Origin of the sequence: Achromobacter sp. Marseille-Q4954 (assembly GCF_943737025.1) — a bacterium.
GTDB classification, from domain to species: Bacteria; Pseudomonadota; Gammaproteobacteria; order Burkholderiales; family Burkholderiaceae_B; genus Achromobacter; species Achromobacter bronchisepticus_A.
The window spans coordinates 3,469,716-3,487,216 of the sequence record NZ_CALSFQ010000001.1 but is presented as its reverse complement, the minus strand read 5'-3'; the positions used below and the strand labels follow the sequence as shown (position 1 = coordinate 3,487,216).

Annotated in this window: 14 protein-coding genes; 3 read left to right on the top strand and 11 right to left on the bottom strand. The window is 66.8% G+C overall.

The genetic code is table 11. The annotated features are described in order from the left end of the window. Positions 1-5 precede the first annotated feature (5 nt). Entirely contained in the window at positions 6-1,322 is a 1,317-nt protein-coding gene (fahA, locus tag NGK62_RS16245; protein ID WP_251879189.1) for a fumarylacetoacetase, read from the top strand. Here the strand turns inward: fahA and yihG are convergent. The 8 genes from yihG to NGK62_RS16205 form a co-directional block, all read right to left on the bottom strand. Beyond that, positions 1,319-2,236, bottom strand: a complete 918-nt coding sequence (gene yihG, locus NGK62_RS16240; protein ID WP_059371487.1) for a 1-acylglycerol-3-phosphate O-acyltransferase, YihG family — start codon at positions 2,234-2,236, stop codon at positions 1,319-1,321. The genes fahA and yihG overlap by 4 nt on opposite strands. 537 nt (positions 2,237-2,773) lie before the next feature. Next, the gene (locus NGK62_RS16235; RefSeq protein ID WP_251879187.1) at positions 2,774-4,669 is read right to left on the bottom strand and encodes an LTA synthase family protein; all 1,896 of its coding nucleotides are present in this window, start codon (positions 4,667-4,669) and stop codon (positions 2,774-2,776) included. A gap of 144 nt (positions 4,670-4,813) precedes the next feature. After that, the gene (locus NGK62_RS16230; protein WP_251879185.1) at positions 4,814-5,542 is read right to left on the bottom strand and encodes a FadR/GntR family transcriptional regulator; all 729 of its coding nucleotides are present in this window, start codon (positions 5,540-5,542) and stop codon (positions 4,814-4,816) included. Between the two features lie 156 nt (positions 5,543-5,698). Next, entirely contained in the window at positions 5,699-6,433 is a 735-nt protein-coding gene (locus NGK62_RS16225; RefSeq protein ID WP_251879183.1) for a phosphatase PAP2 family protein, read from the bottom strand. 62 nt (positions 6,434-6,495) lie between these two features. Beyond that, a complete protein-coding gene (locus NGK62_RS16220) occupies positions 6,496-7,866 on the bottom strand; it encodes a sensor histidine kinase (protein WP_118931370.1) in 1,371 nt (456 codons plus the stop codon). Next, on the bottom strand, positions 7,863-8,579 hold the full coding sequence (locus tag NGK62_RS16215) for a response regulator transcription factor (protein WP_059371339.1): 717 nt from the start codon (positions 8,577-8,579) through the stop codon (positions 7,863-7,865). The genes NGK62_RS16220 and NGK62_RS16215 overlap by 4 nt, the downstream gene beginning before the upstream one ends. A 29-nt stretch (positions 8,580-8,608) precedes the next feature. Beyond that, a complete protein-coding gene (locus NGK62_RS16210) occupies positions 8,609-10,024 on the bottom strand; it encodes an FAD-binding oxidoreductase (protein WP_118931371.1) in 1,416 nt (471 codons plus the stop codon). 118 nt (positions 10,025-10,142) lie between these two features. Then, positions 10,143-10,775 carry a BPTD_3102 family carboxylase-like protein gene (locus NGK62_RS16205; protein ID WP_118931372.1) on the bottom strand — a complete coding sequence of 211 codons (633 nt, stop codon included), beginning with the start codon at positions 10,773-10,775 and terminating at the stop codon, positions 10,143-10,145. 332 nt (positions 10,776-11,107) lie between these two features. On the opposite strand from NGK62_RS16205, the gene NGK62_RS16200 reads away from it, so the two are divergent. Then, positions 11,108-12,499 carry a phosphomannomutase/phosphoglucomutase gene (locus tag NGK62_RS16200; RefSeq protein ID WP_118931373.1) on the top strand — a complete coding sequence of 464 codons (1,392 nt, stop codon included), beginning with the start codon at positions 11,108-11,110 and terminating at the stop codon, positions 12,497-12,499. Between the two features lie 8 nt (positions 12,500-12,507). Further along, on the top strand, positions 12,508-14,061 hold the full coding sequence (gene pgi / locus NGK62_RS16195) for a glucose-6-phosphate isomerase (protein ID WP_502802968.1): 1,554 nt from the start codon (positions 12,508-12,510) through the stop codon (positions 14,059-14,061). A 37-nt stretch (positions 14,062-14,098) separates the two neighbouring features. Here pgi and NGK62_RS16190 read toward each other — a convergent pair whose 3' ends face one another. From NGK62_RS16190 to NGK62_RS16180, 3 genes are read right to left on the bottom strand one after another with little or no spacing between them, the layout of a single operon-like run. After that, complete coding sequence (locus NGK62_RS16190; RefSeq protein ID WP_251879179.1) at positions 14,099-15,232, bottom strand: glycosyltransferase family 4 protein; 1,134 nt, start codon at positions 15,230-15,232, stop codon at positions 14,099-14,101. After that, a complete protein-coding gene (locus NGK62_RS16185; RefSeq protein WP_251879177.1) occupies positions 15,229-16,386 on the bottom strand; it encodes a glycosyltransferase family 4 protein in 1,158 nt (385 codons plus the stop codon). The genes NGK62_RS16190 and NGK62_RS16185 overlap by 4 nt, the downstream gene beginning before the upstream one ends. Beyond that, positions 16,383-17,498: a glycosyltransferase family 4 protein gene (locus NGK62_RS16180; protein WP_251879175.1), complete on the bottom strand. Its 1,116-nt coding sequence runs from the start codon at positions 17,496-17,498 to the stop codon at positions 16,383-16,385. Before NGK62_RS16180 ends, NGK62_RS16185 begins: the two co-directional genes overlap by 4 nt. Positions 17,499-17,501 lie beyond the last annotated feature (3 nt).

Sequence of the window (17,501 nt, the reverse complement as noted above, 5' to 3'; positions counted from 1 at the left end):
CAGCCATGACCACCATCAACGAAACCCACGACCCGTCCCTGAAGAGCTGGATCGCCAGCGCCAACACCGGCGAGTCGGATTTCCCGGTGCAGAACCTGCCCTATGCCACCTTCCGCCGCAAGGGCACGACGGAACCGTTCCGCCCCGGCGTGGCCATCGGCGACCAGATCCTGGACCTGGCCGCGCTGGCCGCCAAACAGCCCTTCGAAGGCCTGGCAGCCGAGGCGCTGGCAGCGTGCGCCACGGACAGCCTGAACGCCCTGATGGCCCTGGGCCAGGCCCACTGGAGCGCCCTGCGCCTGGCGCTGTCGCGCGCGCTGCGCGAAGGCGCTGCCCTGCGCGCCACGGTCGAGCCGCTGCTGGTTGCGCAAGCCGACGCCGAATACACCACGCCCGCCCGCATCGGCGACTACACCGACTTCTACATTTCGGTGCACCACGCCACCGCCGTGGGCAAGCAATTCCGCCCCGACAACCCCTTGCTGCCGAACTACAAGTGGGTGCCCATCGGCTATCACGGCCGCGCCTCCAGCATCGGCGTGGACCAGAAATTCCCCCGCCCCGTCGGCCAGACTCGTCCCGCCAATGAGGGCGAGGCGCCGCAATTCGGCCCCTGCGCCCGCCTGGACTACGAACTGGAACTGGGCATCTTCGTCGGTACGGGCAACGCCCAGGGCGACCGCATCCCCCTGGCCGACGCCGAATCGCACGTGTTCGGCCTGTGCATCCTGAACGACTGGTCGGCGCGCGACATCCAGGCCTGGGAATACCAGCCCCTGGGCCCCTTCCTGGCCAAGAACTTCGCCTCCACGATCTCGCCCTGGGTCGTCACCATGGAAGCGCTGGAGCCGTTCCGCACGCAGTGGATGCGCGGCCCGTCCGAACCGCAGCCCCTGCCCTACCTGGCATCCGACGCCAACCGCGCCAAGGGCGCCTTCGACGTGCAGATGGAAGTGTTGCTGACCACCGAGAAATCGCGCGCCGACAAGCAGCCGCCCGCCTTCCTGTCGCGCAGCAACTTCCGCGATGCCTACTGGAACGTGGCGCAGCTGATCACGCATCACACCGTCAACGGCTGCAACCTGCAACCGGGCGACATGCTGGGCACCGGCACCCTGTCCGGCCCGCAACCCTCGGAAGCCGGCTCGCTGCTGGAACTGAGCAACGGCGGCAAGAACCCGATCGACCTGCCCTGGGGCGAAAAGCGCACCTTCCTGCAGGATGGCGACCAGGTCATCATCCGCGCCGAATGCGTGAAGGCGGGCTATCCGCGCATCGGCTTCGGCGCCTGCTCCGGCACGGTGCTGCCCGCCCGCGCCTAATCCGCGCCGGCGCCTGCCCTGGCAGGCGCCGTCAACGCCTCGATCTCATCGTCCTTGGCCTGCCACTGCTGGCCCAGCCAGTGGTGGAAGGTCGTGCGGAACGCCTTGTCGCCGGAGTAGTTGCCTTCGCAGAACTCCGGCGGCACCGGCAACTGCCGCATGCGCACCAGCACCCGCCCCGCACGGCCGCAGGCCAGGTCCCAAAAGCTGGGCGCGCCCTCCGGATAGGCAATCGTCACGTCTATCATCGAGCGGAAACGCTTGCCCATCGCATTCAACGCCACCGCCAGCCCGCCCGCCTTGGGCTTGAGCAGATGCCGGTACGGCGATCCCTGCGCATCGCGCTTGGCAGGACTGAAACGCGTCCCTTCGGCGAACACCATCACGCTGGTCGGCACCAGTGAAAACTTCGCGCAGGCCCGCCGCGCGGTCTCCTGATCCTGCCGCCCCAGATCCGGATTGCGGCGCAACGCCGCCTTGCCGTGGCGCTTCATGAACGGAAAATCCAGCGCCCACCACGCCAGCCCGATCACCGGCACATAGATCAGCTGCTGCTTCAGGAAGAACTTCAGCAACGGAATACGCCGGTTCAGCGACTGCTGCAACACGAAGATATCCACCCAGGACTGATGATTGCAGTTCACCAGATACCAGTCCGCGTAGCGCAGCCCGTCATTGCCCTGCACATCCCAGGACACATCCTGGATCCGTGCCAGCCATCCGGCGTTGCAGGACACCCAGGCCGTGGCAATGCCGTTGAGCACGGGATCGATCCCCCGCCTGACCGCCGCGAACGGCAGCAGCAGCTTCAACAAGGCCAGCGGAAACAGAAGCAGGCACCAGAACACCGTGTTGAGCGCCAGCCAGACGGTACTGATGACGCCCGTCACCCAGGCGAAGCGCCCGCGCGGCAACGGCAGCACGCGGCGGCGCGGCGGCACGCGAATACTAGATTTGTTTGATTGGGCAGCCGCAGCACGGCCTGCCCCGGAAGACGATTCAGGAAAAGTCATGCGCCAGTTTCCCCCCTTCACAAAAAATCCGACTTGCGCAGAATCAAGCAGCGGTCAGCGATCGGCGCGCAGCCCCACCACCCAAAACAACACAGCGCAAGACGCCGCGTATGCTCGATTGGGCCGCCCGGGCGGCCCAATCGAGCGGGCACCGCAAGATCTTCCACCGCCCCGCCGCCCGCGGCAAGCATGCCAAGCACACCACCCGTCCCTGCGACCGTGAAGTTTCAAACACCGAAGCTTGGGGCGTTGGGGGCTTGGGGCGCGCGGGGCGTCGATAAGCCCAAGGGAATCCGTAGGGAGCCGAAGGCGTATGAGGATGACGCAGGGGAAGTCCGGAGCGAAGGCTCCGGACCGCAATCGTTGCCCCGCGCACCCCAGGCCCCCGACGCCCCAAGCGTCTTAAGAACCAGCATCATCCCGCATAAAGCGCCACCATCAAGGCAACCGATACCGCTCTTCCCGATACGCCCAACTAGCCCACAACGCATGCGCCAAGGCCTCTTCCGAGAGCCGAGGATCCAAAGGCTCCACCGGCGCATAAACCTCATCCCGCCCCACAGGCGCCGCCTCATACCTGAACTGCCGCGGCGCCTTCGAAGGCTCCAGCACCAGCAACTGATCCCCCTGCAGATAGCCGAAATTATCCGCGTACTGCATCATCGCCCGATTCGGATCCCGCTGCGTCAGATCCACGCCCAGCATGGGATTCACGTTGTCCAGCCCCATCAAGGACAACATGGTGGGCGCCATGTCGATCTGGCTGACCAACCGTTCATCCTGCCGAGGCGCAATCCCCGCCCCCAGAATCAGCGCGGGAATCTGGAAATGCCGCACCGGCACCGGAATGGAGCCATAGACGCGCGAATCGTGATCCGCGATCACCAGGAAGACCGTGTTGTCCCAGTACGGCGCCTTGCGCGCCTTGTCGAAGAACTGCCCCAGCGCCCAGTCCGCGTAACGCACCGTGTTATCCACCGTGGCCGGATCTCCCACCGGCTTGATGCGCCCTTCCGGATACTCCCACGGCGAATGATTCGACACCGAGAACGCCAGCGTGAACACCGGCTTGTCGCCATCCGCCCGCAGCAGCCGGTCCACCTGGTTGAACATGTCCTCGTCCGAGGCGCCCCACGACCCTTCGAACACTGGATTCACGAACTTGGGACGGTCCACGATTTCGTTAAAGCCGTTACCCAGGAAAAAGGCCCGCATATTGTCGAAGTGCGACTCGCCCCCGTACACGAAGCGCGAATGGTAGCCATGCTTGCCCAGCACCTGCGCCAGCGTGAAGAAACCCGTCTGCGAACGCGGCAGCTTCACCACCGCGTCAGCCACGCTGGGCAGGAAGCCCGCCGTGACCGCCTCGATGCCCCGCACCGAGCGCGTGCCCGTCGCGTAGGCGCGGTGGAACATCCAGCCCTCCTTGCCCAGCCGGTCGATGTTGGGCGTGAGATCACGGCCGCCCAGGCTGCCCACATACTGCGCGCCCAGGCTTTCCTGCAGGATGATCACCAGGTTCAACGGCTTATCCCGGCGCGCCATCGCCTTCTGCTCATGCAAGCTGGGATACCGCGCGTCCAGCGGCGCGCCCGTCAGCCCGGCCTTCTCGCGCACGATGGCATTCATTTCGTCCACCGCCATCTTGGGATACATCGCTGCCGACGAACGCTCATCGCGCATGCGGTAGGCGGCGTCGAACACGCTATACAGCGAATTCAGCGCCAGCGCATTGACCATGGCGTCGGAACTGTAGGCGACCTTGGCCGGATTGATCGGACGATGCTCCAGCGTGCCGCGCGCGCCCAGGAACACCAGCGCCAGGATCACGAACGACGCCAGCGGCCGCTTCCACCACGACATGAACGGATCGCGGGCGCGGGTGGGAAACAGGCGGACCGACAGCCAGGCCGCCAGCGCCAACACGACAAAGGCCGCCAGCAGCACGCCCTTGTAGCCCTGCCACAGCATCGAACCGACTTCCTTCGGATTGAGCAGATAGATGAAATAGAGCCGGTTGGGCCGCGTGTCGTATTCCGCGATGAACTGCGGCGTGGAGACCTCCAGCAACACATACAGCATCCACCAGACACGGAACCACCAGGCGGTGATGCGGGCGGCCAGCGGCCGATGGCCGAACCAGGGCGAAAACACCGCCGGCAGCGCGATCACCATGGACATCAGGCAGACGTCGATGCGCAGGCCGCCCAGCAGCAACGGCCCCAGCCCGCCTGCCGCCTCCACCCGATCCCACATCCAGAAGGCCAGCGCCAGCCGCGACAGCGTCAGCAGCGCCAGGACCGCAATGATGAACCGCAGAGTCAGACGGCGCATGCGTACACCCTCCCCTGGCGTCGCAACGCCTGTTCAGATGAAAGAATGCCGCTGTATATGCCGAGCAGAGCCATGCCGCCTCGTGGTTCGAAGTATGAAAACGCGCAAAGGTTAACGCGGTTTGGGACGAGCCTTCGGCCGCGCTTACTGCGCGCGCCGCAGCCGTTCGCGGCTGTTGCTCAGATGCGTGCGCATGGCTGCGCGCGCGGCTTCCGCGTCCTGGCGCTGGATCGCGCCGTAGATGTCTTCGTGCTCGAGGTTCACCCGCGCCAGATAGGCAGCACGATCCTCGTGCGCAAACTTTGCCGAATTGATCCGGGTGCGCGGAATGATGGCCGAACCCAGATGCGACATCAGGTCCGCGAAGTAACGGTTGTCCGTGGCTTGCGCGACCAGCAGATGGAATTGGAAATCCGGCGTGACGGTGTCGCCGTCGTTCTCCAGTGCGCTCTTGAAGGCTTCCAGTGCGCGCCTCATCTCATGCAGCTGCTCCGGGCTGCGCCTGGCCGCGGCCAGGCCGGCAGCCTCGCTTTCCAGGCAGATACGCAGCTCCAGCAACACCAGCACGTCGCGCACCGTGGCGATGTCGGCGGGATCCACGCGGAAATCCCCGCCGCCGCTAGGCCCCAGCGCATACGTCCCCACGCCATGATGCGTCTCGACCAGGCCCGATGCCTGCAGCCGGGACAGGGCCTCGCGCACCACCGTACGGCTGACGCCGAACTGGCGCATGATCTCGGATTCCGTCGGCAACTTGTCGCCGGGCCTGATGTCCCCGCCACGGATACGCTCCGTGATGCTCTCGACCAGCCCCTGAGCCAGGTTCCGGGGACGACGCCGCGGCGTGACGGGAGTATCGGCGGGAACATTCATTGGCAAGGATCCGAAAGCAGTTGAGCGCGGCCCGGGACCGAGCGTCGCTGCCCATTGTACTTTGGGCCGGGTATCAGGCCCGCGCGCCAGAATGGCGCCAGCGACGCGCAGCGCGCCGATGTTTCGCCCGTACCAACCGACCCGGGCATCCCGCGACTAACGGTTCAAGCCCGCGGCGGCGTGACGGGCCACGATGAGGGGATAGAAAAACAGGGCCGCCAGGAACCACATCAAGGTAGCGGACCAAAGCGTCTGGCTGAGAAAATGGGCGCCTTGCAGGATACGCACCGTGGAAAAACCCACTCCCCCCGCGATACCCGCTGCCAGCCCCCACCAGCGCCACGCCGGACGCCCCAGCGCCCAGCCCACGAAATACAGGGTCAACATCGAATAGCCCGCGCCAGCATGACCGCTGGGTAAAGCGCCGCCCCCCGCAGCCCGCACCCAGGTCCACCAGAACGACGGGTAAGGGGTATAGCCGCCCAGGGAGTCCAGATCATAAGGACGGGGCAGCGTCGTGTAGTGCTTCAGTTGATTCACCAGCACCTGCCCCGTCAGGCAGGTTGCCGCCAGCGCCAGCGCCGGTCCGCGCCATGGCCGCCAGGCCGGAATGCGATAGCTTGCCGCCGCCACGCCCACCGCGGCCAGTCCTATCCCGATAGGCAGGGCCAGCACCATGCGATGCCCGATCAGATCCAGCCAACGGTTCAGGCGCAGCGGAAAATCGTCCAGCGCCGGATCGAACAGCGCGCGAGCGATTCGCATATCCAAGCCCGAGACATTGGCCCACCATGCCAGGCAGGCCAGCGCAAGCGTGATCGCAAAGACATGGCTCAACAGATACGAGGCCGGCGTCGGCTTGCGCAACGCGGGCGGCGATAGGGGCGGCATGGTGGCGACAGGAGGTCCGTCAGGCAAACGGGCAGCTTAGGCCGCCGACAGTCAAACTTTCGTCAAATTTGACCTTGCGCGCCGCCTGCCGCCGCCATCGCGTGTCCCTCATCGGCCTCGAAACGCAGCGTGAAACAGGTGCCGCGCTGCTCGCCTTGCCGCGAAGAATCGACCGTCAGCGACCAGCCCTGCATGTCGCAGACGCGCTTGGCGATCGCCAGCCCCAGCCCGCGCGCCGTTTCGTCGGGGCTGCCCGCGCCCGAATCCCGCATGCGGCCGCTGTAATAGCGGCGGAACAGGAAAGGCAAGTCGTCGGCGGCAATGCCCTTGCCATCGTCGCGCAGCTCCAGCGCGCCGTCGGCGGTCACGCTCGCGGTCAGCGTCGCCGGCGCGGCGTGCTCCACCGCGTTGCGGATCAGGTTGCGCAACACGGTCAGCAAGGCATAGCGATCCAGCATGCGAACCTGACCGGCGGCGATCCTGTTTTCGAAACCAAGCCCGGCCAACCCTGCCTGGGCTTCGTAGCCGCGCCAGGCGTTGTCCATACATTCGCTGAGGTCGACGGACTCCGCCGGGCGCAGCTCATCCCGCGCCATGGAGCGTGCGCTCTCCAGCGACACGATCACATCGTCCACGTTGTCCACCACGCGGGTCAGGCGCTGGCGTTGGTCCGGGGTCAGTACCTGGGTCAGCAGCATCAACTCGCTATCCGAGCGGATCGCGGCCAAGGGCGTGCGCACCTCGTGGCTGAGATTGCCCGCGAATTCGCGCTCGCGCGCAATCGACCTGTCCACCTGGTTCTGCACCCGGTTGAAGGCCTCTATCAGCCGCCCCGCCTCATCGTCGCGCGTCACCGCCATGTCGGGCGCCCCAGGCGCCCAAGTGGCCAGCCGGTCGGTCAGGTCCAGCAGCGGCCCGACCGCGATGGCGGCCACGCGCCGCGACAGCGCATAGGCGCCCACCACGCAAATGGCGCCCACGCCCAGCACGATCAGGCCGAAGTCGTGAACCCGCCCTTCGTTCTCGGTGGCGTCGTAAAGCAGGTACACCTTGCCTCGCGCCGTTTCGGCCACCATCACATGCCAGGTGTAGGCGCCCGGTTCGACCAGATGCAGGCCGCTGTCCAGGGCATCGATTTCCTGGGGCATGCCAGTGGGCCGCTTGCCGTCCACGCTGACCCAGGCGCGCATGGAGCCGCCCAGTTCGCGCACGCCTTCACGGGGCAGAAAACCGTCGCTGACCTGCGCATGCTGCACCAGCCGGTCCATTTCGGTATTCAGAATGTCGTTGACCAGGTCGTCTTCCATCTGGTCGAAAGTGAGGTAAGCCAGCAGGGCCAGCGCCGTCACGAACAACGCCACGGTTCCGGTCAGCGCCCACACCACCCGCTGGGTTAGCGTACCCCCGACCGACGCCGCGGAAATGCCGCTCATCTGGCCGCTCCAGCTTCCAGCGTCAGGCGCCAGCCGGTCCCATGTATGGTTTCGATGCCATCGAAGCCAGCATCGGCCAAGGCGCGGCGCAACAGGTGCACCTGGCTGCGCAGCGCGTCCGAGGAAGGCGGTTCGTTGCCCCACAACATGGACTCCAGCTCCTCGCGCGAGACCACCCTGCCAGGATCGCGCAACAGCGCTTCGATGATGAGGCCGGCCTTGCGCGTGAGATGCACGGGAGTGCCGTTGACCGACACCGCGCGGTTGCGGGTGTCGTAGGACAGCGGGCCGAAAGCCCGCACCGAATCCACCGTCGCCCCCTTGGAGCGCTGGATCAGCGCAATCAGGCGCGCCTCGACCTCAAGCAGCGCAAAAGGTTTGGTCAGATAATCATCAGCGCCATGCGAGAACCCGACCAGCTTGTCTTCCAGGCTGTCACGCGCCGTCAGCATCAGCACCGGAACGTCGGCGCGCATGTCGTTGCGCAGCGTATGCAACACGGCGTTGCCGTCCATGCCCGGCAGGCCGATGTCCAGGATCAGGGCATCGAAGCGCTGCTCCCTCAGCCGCTCCAGCGCGGCCGGCCCCGAATAGGCGGCATCGGGCAGGAAGCCGCGCGCTTCCAGGAAGGTGTACAGGTTGCCGGAGATCACCGGATCATCCTCGACGATCAATACCCTGCAATTCGCGCCCGCCGCGGGACTGGTTGCCATGGTTGCGATTCCCTTTCGTGCGCGGCGCCCTAGGCCCGCAATACCTTGCCCGGATTCATCAGCCCTTGCGGGTCCAGCGCTCGCTTTACTCTGCGCATCAGGTCCAGTTCGACAGCGCTCTTGTAGCGCGGCAGCTCGTCGATCTTGAGCTGGCCGACGCCATGCTCCGCGCTGATCGAGCCATGGTGCGCATGCACGCTGTCGTGCACCACGCCGTAGATATCGCTTTGCAACGCCAGCAGCTCGGCCTCGGTCTGCCCCGGCGCATGGGCCACGTTGTAATGCAGATTGCCGTCGCCCAGGTGGCCGAAGATCACGTGGCGCACACCCGGAAAACGCGCCTGCAGCAAGGCGTTGGTCTTGTGCACGAAGCCGGCGATGGCGGAGATCGGGATGGACACGTCATGCTTGACCGACTTGCCCAGCTCCGCCTCGGCCAGCGGGATGCTCTCGCGCAGGTGCCACAGCGCCTTGCTTTGCGTCACGTTCGCGGCGATGGCGGCATCGTTCACCAGCCCGCTTTCCATGGCCTCGCCCAACACGGTTTCGAATCGTTCACGCGCGTGCTCCTCGCTTTCACTGTCGGACAGTTCCAGCAGGGCGAACCACGGGGACGCGGCGGAATCTCCCTCGAACGGCAAGCGTTGTTGCGGGAAGAGCCGCACGACCGCCTGCAGGCATGCCCCGCTCATCAGCTCAAAGCCAGTCAGCGCCGCGCCAAAACCCGCGCGGGCACGCGACAGCAGCTCGACCGCTTGGTCGATACCGTCCAGCGTCAGCAATGCCGTGCACGAAGCCACCGGCCTTGGAAACAGTTTGAGCGTGGCGGCGGTGATGATGCCCAGCGTGCCTTCGCTGCCGATGTACAGGTCGCGCAAGTCGTAGCCGGTGTTGTCCTTGCGCAAGCCACGCAGGCCGTGCCAGATCTCGCCTTCGGCGGTCACGACCTCCAGGCCCAATGTCAGTTCGCGCGTGTTGCCGTAGCGCAGCACCTGCGTGCCGCCCGCATTGGTCGCCAGGTTGCCACCTATGGTGCAACTGCCTTCGGCGGCCAGGCTCAGCGGAAACAGCCGGCCGGCTGTGGCGGCAGCCTCCTGCACCGCTTGCAAGACGCAGCCCGCCTCCACGGTGATCGTGTCGTTGTCGGTATCCAGCGCGCGCACCGCCGTCAGGCGAGTGGTGGACAGGATCACCGCGCTGCCGGACAGGTCAGGCGTGGCGCCTCCGCACAAGCCTGTATTGCCGCCTTGCGGCACCACCGGCACGCCATGCCTGGCGCACAGCTTTACGGCCGCCGCCACTTCCTCGGTCGACCCGGGACGGATCACCGCCAGCGCGACGCCTCGATAGCGGCGGCGCCAGTCCAGCACGTAGGTGTCGGCGTCCGTGCCCGTCAGCACGTGGGAAGCGCCCAGAAGGGACTGTAGATCGCTCAGCAAGGTCATATGCGCGGCCAAGTAGAGCCTGGATGCATCCAGGCCAGGGATGTGCCGACTATTGTAGGGGTTGAAACGCCCCCGGGTCGCCACCAGGCGGACCCGCGCAGCCCGCCGCCAGGACAGATCAGCCGACCGCCTGATCCAGCCTCGCACCCGTCAGCCCCGAGCAATAGGCCCGAGAGGCAATGCGGTTCATGAGAAAAGCGCGGTCGACGCCTGCGGGGCCGGGCATTTCCGATAGGGCGCGGTAGGCGCGGCGCAGCACCTCGCCCCGGGTCGCGCCGCACACCAGCAAGCGCGTGCATGGCAGGCGACGGTCCACGCAGCCGTCGATGCGCACTTCCAGCGCATGGGCGGCGACGGGTTCGCAATCGGCTACGGCCGTGCCCGAATGGGCCTGCGCCTGGGCGTCGATCACGCGGAACACGCCGCTGCGATCGTCCAGCGCGAAAGCAACGGTACCCATGCCCTGCCAGCCGCGGTCCCGCGCCACGTCGGCGGCGACGGTGCGCAGCGCGCTTTCCATCGAAGCCGGCAGATGGGGCGCCGGGGATTCGGCGATCAGGACCCGGGCGTCGCGCCATACGCAACGTTCCCAGGCCCGGCCCGTGGCCAGGCCGCCCGCCTCGGAAACGAACACGTGGATGTCGAGCCGGCGCTCGCGGCCTGCGGCTGGTCCGGCGTGATCCGTGGGCGGACCCCGCCGGTTTGAGGCGCCCCTGGATGACGACATGACAGTAGAAACTTTGGCGCCCATGGCCCCTCCCGGTCTTTCTGCTTGCATAGCAAGCGTATCACCTTCGGACGACGAGCAAGTTTTATGCCACGCCCAGCCTCCCCTGCAAGCCCTGGAGCGCGGCCGGGCGCCGCACCGTAACCAGGCGTTGACGTCCGCGCAGGCACCAGATCAGGGCAGACGTCCCGCCGAGGTGCAAGGACGGAAAAAGCCCTACGCCGTCTGCCGGATGAAGGGGGAGCGCCAATGGGGGATAATTCCGGTTTAATCCCTAGCCAGGCGCGTTTTGATACGCGGGTTTACCTGAATCCGCGCCAGAACCCGAGCTGCAACCCAACATCCAAGGAACCGCCGTGGGCAACAATACGCAATTTCCCGGCTCGGTCTTCAAGGCCTACGACATCCGCGGCACCGTGCCCGACCTGATTGACGCCCGCTTCGCCCGCGCCCTGGGCGCGGCGTTGGCCGCCCGCGCGCGCGAACAAGGCGTACAGACCCTGGTCGTCGGCCGCGATGGCCGCCTGAGCAGCGAGATGCTGTCGGTGGCGCTGCAGGAAGGCATGCTGGAAGGCGGCGTGGACACGCTGGATATCGGCATGGTGCCCACGCCCCTGGTCTATTTCGCCGCCAACGTCATGCAGACGGGATCGGGCGTCGCCATCACCGGCAGCCACAACCCGCCCAAGTACAACGGCTTCAAGATGATGATGGGAGGCCGCGCGCTCTACGGCGAGGACGTGCAGGCGCTGGCCGCCACCATGAACGCCCCCGCCAGCGCCCCGGCGACGCGGCCCGGCGTGCGCCGTCAGCTGGACCTGGTGGCGTCCTACATCGCGCGCGTCGCGTCCGGCATCAAGCTGGCGCGGCCCATGAAAATCGCCATCGATTGCGGAAACGGCGTGGCCGGCGCGGTCGCCCCGGCGCTGTTCCGCGCCCTGGGCTGCGAAGTCACCGAACTGTTCTGCGAGGTGGATGGCACCTTCCCCAACCACCATCCCGACCCCGCCGAACCCAAAAACCTGCAGGACCTGATCAAGTGCGTGGCCGAGACCGACTGCGAACTGGGCCTGGCTTTTGACGGCGACGGCGACCGCTTGGGCGTGGTGACGAAATCGGGCCAGATCGTCTGGCCGGACCGCCAACTGGTGCTGTTCGCCCGCGACGTGCTGGACCGCAATCCGGGCGCCACCATCATCTATGACGTGAAGTGCAGCCGCCACGTGGGCCTGTCGGTCGAAGCCGCTGGCGGCGCGCCGCTGATGTGGAAGACCGGCCATTCGCTGGTGAAGGCGAAGCTGGCCGAGACCGGGGCCCCGCTGGCCGGCGAAATGAGCGGCCACATCTTCTTCAAGGAACGCTGGTACGGATTCGATGACGGACTCTACACAGGTGCGCGCCTGCTGGAGATCGTGTCGCGCGACGCCGATCCCTGCGCCGTGCTGGAAGCCCTGCCGCAAGACGTTTCTACTCCCGAACTGAAGCTGGAAATGGAAGAGGGCCAGCCTTTCACCCTGGTCCAGGCCTTGCAGGAGCAAGGACAGTTCCCCGGCGCGAATCGCGTGATCACGATCGATGGCGTGCGCGCGGAATATCCTGACGGCTTCGGCCTGGCACGCCCCTCGAACACCACGCCTGTGGTCGTGCTGCGTTTCGAAGCGCAGACGCAAGCGGCGCTGGAACGCATACAAGCCGACTTCCGGCGCGAACTGAGCAAGCTCGCGCCGCAGGCCGATCTACCTTTCTAGTTTTGCCTATGTCTTTATCGAACAGCCCAGCCTGGCAACAGTTCATCGCGGCCACGCGCGCCGCGCCGCGCCGCGGCGAGCAATTGCGCGTCCTCAATGCCCCCGGCCTGCGCCTGGACTTGAGCGCGCAGGTGTATTCGCCGGACCTGCAGAAAGCCGAGGCCGCCCTGCTTGAACAGCAAGGCTTCGACGCTGCCCGGGCCTGCCTGTTCGACGGCGGCAATGCCAACTGGACCGAGCAACGCGCCGCCTGGCACACCGCGCTGCGCGCGCCCCAACCGCCTGCCAGGGTGGCCAAGGCCGTGCTCGGCGAACGCGAGCGCATGCGCGAGTTCGTGCGCCAGGCCGACGCAGCCGGACGCTATGGCAGCGTGCTGCATCTGGGCATAGGCGGCAGCGACTGGGGCCCACGGCTGGTCACGCGCGCCCTGCGCCACGGCGGCGCGCGGCGCGAAGTGCGTTTCGCCTCCAACGTGGATTCACATTCGGTCGCGGACGCGATGAGCCGCCTCGATCCTCACGATACTCTGGTGATCGTCGCCTCCAAGTCGTTCACCACCACTGAACCGCTGGCCAATGCCGAGGTCGCCATGAACTGGCTGCGCGATGCCGGCGTGGCGGATCCGATCAAGCAGGTCGTGGCGGTCACCGCCAACGTCGAGGCGGCCTTGAACCTGGGCATCCTGCCCGATCACATCTTCCAGATCTGGGATTGGGTGGGCGGACGCTATTCGCTTTGGTCCGCGATCAGCCTGCCGGTCGCGCTGGCGCTGGGCACCGACTGCTTTGACCAGCTACTGGCGGGCGCCGCCGCCATGGACGAGCATTTCCGCACCGCGCCCATCAAGGAAAACGCGCCCGTCCAGCTGGCGCTTGCCGGCGTCGTCAACCGCAGCGTGCTGGGCTACGATTCCCTGGTGATTGCGCCCTACGATTCACGGCTCTATCACATCGTGCCTTGGGCTCAGCAGCTGGAAATGGAATCGCTGGGCAAGGTCGCCACCGTCGATGGCAGCCCGGCCGGCGTGCCCACCGGCCCGGCCGTTTGGGGCATGTCGGGCACCGATTGCCAGCACACCTTCTTCCAGTGGCTGCACCAGGACACCCGGGGCGCCCCCGTCGACTTCATCCTGTGCGAAAAACCCGACCACGCCTACGCGCGGCACCACGAGCTGTTGATCGCCAACTGCCTGGCGCAGCGTTCCGCGCTGCTGCGCGGCAAGTCCTTCGAGGAAGCGCTGGCCGAAACCTCGGCCATTGAAAGCGACCCCGACCGCGCGCGGCTACTGGCGCAGCATCGCGTCCATCCGGGCGGCCGGCCGTCCTCGCTCATCGTGCTGCCGCACCTGGAAGCCTATACCCTGGGCGCGCTGCTGGCTCTGTACGAACACAAGGTGTTCACGCAGGGCGTGGTCTGGGGCATCAATCCCTTCGACCAATGGGGCGTTGAATTCGGCAAGGCCCTGGCCAAGGGCATCATGCATGAGTTGAATTCGCAGCAAGCCAGCCAGCAGGATCCTTCCACCCGCTACTGGATCGACGCGATCACGCGCCGTCCCTGAGCGCGAGCCGGCGCCCCCCGGCGCCGGCGCTGCCGTATCAGGCGCTGAGCGCGTCGTAGATTTCCACGTGGCTGCGCGCCACGCGCTCGATGTTGAACTCGCGCTCGGCCAGCGCCCTGCCTGCGGCGCCCATGGACTGCCGCAAGACCGGATCCTCGGCCAGACGCGCGATGGCGTCCGCCAACGCCTGCGCGTCGCGCACCGGCACCAGCAGTCCCGTCTCGCCAGGTTCGATCGCATCGCGGCAACCAGGCACATCGGTAGTCACGACCGCGCGCGCGCAGGCTGCCGCCTCGATCAGCGACTTGGGCAGACCTTCACGATAGGAAGGCAGCACGGCGATATGCGAGGCGGCGTACAGCGCGGCCACGTCGGAGCGTTCGCCCAATGCGCGCACGCAGCCTTCCCGCTGCCAGGCATCCACATCGTCCTGCGTCGCCGAGGCCGGATTGCCGGCGTCCACGCCGCCGACCAGCTGCATCGTGACAGGCAAACCACGCTCGCGCAGCAGCCTGGCCGCCTGCACGAATTCCTGCACGCCCTTGTCGCGCAGCAATCGGGCCACCATAGTGACCACGACCGGCGGCGCCGGCGGTTCGGGCTGGGCCCGATACGCATTCAGGTCCACGCCCGCGCCCCGGATCATGACGACCTGGGCGTCGCGCACCGCACCCAGCGACTTGAGCAAATCGCGGTCGCTGGCGTTCTGGAAGATCACGCGGCTATTGGGATGGCCCAGCGCCAGCCGGTACAGGCGCGCGACCACGGCGCGCACCAGCTTCATCTTCAGGGAATTGGACAGGAACACAAAGCCCAGTCCGGAAATCGCCGCGACCATGCCCGGCACGCGCGTCAAGCGGGCAGCGATGCCGCCATAGAGCACGGGCTTGATCGTGACCAGATGCACGATCTGCGGCCGCAGGCGGCGGAACAGCCGTATCAGGGCCAGCAGCGTACCCAACTCCTGCAAGGGATGCTTGCCGCTGCGCGTCATGGGTATGGCGTGATGCGTCATGCCCAGCGCCTCGATGTCCGCCACGGCCGGACCGTCCATCGTGGCGACATGCACCTCGTAGCCCGCCTGTTGCGCGGCCAGCGCCACCGGCACGCGGTGCGACATGAAGAAGGCCGGATTGTTGACGACAAACAGCAGGCGGCGCCCTGCGCTCATGCTTTGACTCCTGAGATGCGGCGCCACACCGCGATATAGCTTTGCACCATGCGCGCCAGGTCGAAATTTTCCAGCACGCGGGCGCGGCCCGCCTCGCCTGCACGCGTACGGCCGCGCGAGGCCACTTCGCACAGGGCTGTTTCAATGCCGCGGGCCAGCGCCTCGGACTGCTCCGGCGGCACCACCACGCCGGCATCGCCAACGATAAAGGCCGCGTCGCCCACGTCCGTCACGACGCAGTAGACGCCGCAGGCCATGGCCTCGGCTACCACGTTGGGAAAGCCTTCCGCGCAGCTGGACAGGACATGCAGGTCCAGCCCGTTCATTGCGGCGGGCACGTCGTCGCTGGAACCCGCCAACACCAACCGGTCGCGCAGGCCCAGCCTGTCGATCAAGGCCGCCAGCTCGGTGTTTGCGGTGTCCATGCCACGACCTATCAGCACGCAGCGCAGTCCCGCGTCGCGTCCATCGCGTACCAACGCGGCGATGGCGCGCAGCAGGTTGGCGTGGTCCTTGAGCGGATCCCAGCGGGCCACGCAACCGATGGCCGGCACGTCCTGCGGCAAGCCCCATTGCGCGCGCACCCGCTGCCGGGCCTCGTCATTCGGCGCATAGCGCGACAAGTCATAGCCGTTGGCGATCACCACCATGCGTTCGCGGTCATAGCCTTTGTCGGCATGGCGCTGCGCCGACTTCTGGGCGGCGCATACGATGGCCTTGGGTATGCGGCCGGACAGCAGCGCGCACGCCCGCAGCACCAAGCGGGCCGAACGGCTGCTGCGCTCCAGGTGTTCGCCCGAATTGCGTATGCCCCAGGCGATGGCCCGCACGCCTGCCAGGCGCGCCGCCAGGCCGCCGATCAGATCGGCGTGGTACATCCAGGTCTGCACCGCGTCGGGACGCGTCGCGGCGATCAGCGAACGCAGCGCCATGAAACCGCCCAGGCTGACCCGCCCGCGTTTCATGCCCAGCGCATGCACCGCGACGCCTGCCGCGCGCAGGCGCTGGCCATAGATGCCCTCGTCGGTCAGCGACACGATGACATGTTCCACATCCGCCCCGGGATAGGTCGCCAGGCGGAACAGCACGGATTCCGCCCCACCCTGCCCCAGGCCGGTGATGATGTGCAGGACACGCAGCGGCCGGGCGCTCATCGTCCCTCCCGCACGGCATCGAACAATTCATCCCATTCCGCCAGGACGCTGGCCAGCGCATAGCGCTGGCGCACCGCGGCGGCGCCGCGCAAGCCCAGTTGCTGGCGCAGGGAGGCATCTCCCAGCAGACGGCGCAGGGCCTCGCGCAGGTCATCTCGATTGCCGGCGGGCACCAGCAGAGCGTCCTCGCCGTTGCGCGTCATCTCGCGCGGCCCGCTGGGACAATCGAACGCCACGCAGGGCAGGCCCAGCGACATGGCTTCCAGCAGCACATTGGGGAAGCCTTCCACCAGCGAACTCAGCACGAAGGCCTGGCCCCGCGCAAGTTCATCCCAAGGCGCCTCGGTGCGGCCAGGCAAGCTGATGCGCGACTGCAGGCCCAGGCGCGCGACCTGCTGCTCCAGCGCGCCGCGCTCGGGGCCTTCGCCCCAGATGCGCAGATTCCAGTCCGGGAAGTCGGGCGCCAATTGCGCGAACACGTCGATCAGCAGGTCAAACTGCTTGTCGGTGACCAGGCGTCCCATCGCCAGCAATTCGCGGGGACCGCCGTCTTCACGCTGCGGCACCAGCGGCGCATCCAGCAAGGGCGCCGGCAGCGGATTGGGAATCACGGCCAGGCGTTTGATGCCGGGCACCTGCCGGGCGAACGGGCCAGCGGTATCCTCCGCCTGCACCGTCACCATGTCGGCGCGGGGATACAGGATGCGACGCAGCTTGCGCCACACGGTTCCCGTCGTGGTTTCGGCCACCGGATTGGTACGCTCGCAAACAATCAGCGGCACCTTCAATCCCAGGGAAGCCAGTATGGCGGCCACGTTGACGTTGGTCAGGAAGGACACCACCACGTCCGGCTTCGAATCGCGGATGTGTTTGCGCAGCGCTAGCAGACGCTTGAATGCGGCCTTAGCCCCCGATGCGCGCGTGCCTGCCAGATCCGCCAGCCAGGCCAGTTCGACCTTGTCCGACAGCGGATAGAAGCAGTTGCCCTTGGACGAGTAGGTGGGCGTCAGGATGACGGAATCCCCGCGCTCGGCCCATGCGTTGACCAGCGTGGCGGCGACCCGTTCGGCGCCACCCGCGTGCATGGAACTGACCAGCATCAAGATTTTCATGCG

What these genes read in the sequence shown, in the direction of transcription:
- fahA (WP_251879189.1), top strand. Translation starts at nt 6, where the DNA reads ATGACCACCATCAACGAAACCCACGACCCGTCCCTGAAGAGCTGGATC.
- NGK62_RS16235 (WP_251879187.1), bottom strand. Translation starts at nt 4,669, where the DNA reads ATGCGCCGTCTGACTCTGCGGTTCATCATTGCGGTCCTGGCGCTGCTG.
- NGK62_RS16230 (WP_251879185.1), bottom strand. Translation starts at nt 5,542, where the DNA reads ATGAATGTTCCCGCCGATACTCCCGTCACGCCGCGGCGTCGTCCCCGG.
- NGK62_RS16225 (WP_251879183.1), bottom strand. Translation starts at nt 6,433, where the DNA reads ATGCCGCCCCTATCGCCGCCCGCGTTGCGCAAGCCGACGCCGGCCTCG.
- NGK62_RS16220 (WP_118931370.1), bottom strand. Translation starts at nt 7,866, where the DNA reads ATGAGCGGCATTTCCGCGGCGTCGGTCGGGGGTACGCTAACCCAGCGG.
- NGK62_RS16215 (WP_059371339.1), bottom strand. Translation starts at nt 8,579, where the DNA reads ATGGCAACCAGTCCCGCGGCGGGCGCGAATTGCAGGGTATTGATCGTC.
- NGK62_RS16210 (WP_118931371.1), bottom strand. Translation starts at nt 10,024, where the DNA reads ATGACCTTGCTGAGCGATCTACAGTCCCTTCTGGGCGCTTCCCACGTG.
- NGK62_RS16205 (WP_118931372.1), bottom strand. Translation starts at nt 10,775, where the DNA reads ATGGGCGCCAAAGTTTCTACTGTCATGTCGTCATCCAGGGGCGCCTCA.
- pgi (WP_502802968.1), top strand. Translation starts at nt 12,508, where the DNA reads ATGTCTTTATCGAACAGCCCAGCCTGGCAACAGTTCATCGCGGCCACG.
- NGK62_RS16190 (WP_251879179.1), bottom strand. Translation starts at nt 15,232, where the DNA reads ATGAGCGCAGGGCGCCGCCTGCTGTTTGTCGTCAACAATCCGGCCTTC.
- NGK62_RS16185 (WP_251879177.1), bottom strand. Translation starts at nt 16,386, where the DNA reads ATGAGCGCCCGGCCGCTGCGTGTCCTGCACATCATCACCGGCCTGGGG.
- NGK62_RS16180 (WP_251879175.1), bottom strand. Translation starts at nt 17,498, where the DNA reads ATGAAAATCTTGATGCTGGTCAGTTCCATGCACGCGGGTGGCGCCGAA.